The sequence below is a fragment of the Vibrio marinisediminis genome, assembly GCF_014050145.1.
Classification (GTDB): Bacteria; Pseudomonadota; Gammaproteobacteria; order Enterobacterales; family Vibrionaceae; genus Vibrio; species Vibrio marinisediminis.
Map to the genome: position 1 here is coordinate 1 of NZ_JACFYF010000250.1, position 272 is coordinate 272.

1 protein-coding gene is annotated in these 272 nt (G+C 61.4%); it reads right to left on the minus strand.

The window, feature by feature from the left end; all coding sequences use genetic code 11:
• On the minus strand, positions 1-272 hold a 272-nt coding region (locus H2O73_RS21080; RefSeq protein WP_182110802.1), incomplete at both ends, for a L,D-transpeptidase family protein.

Below are 272 nucleotides of genomic sequence, written 5' to 3' on the forward strand. Positions count from 1 at the left end.
TGACCAGTTGACCTGGCCCGGGCTGAGGCGCTGACCCGACGGCGTCAGCACCTGCATATTGCGCCTATCCAGGTAGTTCGGGTCTCGACGCACACTGGGAATCACATCTTCACGCAGGATGGTCGGCGGCACCGTCCAGGTCGGGTTGACGGTCAGGTGAGTGATCTCAGAGCGCAGCGAGGGCGTCCGTCGATAGGGCTGACCCACCACGATACGTGACCGCCAGACATCACCATTGGGACGAAAGTAACTGACACGGTAGCCGGCGATAT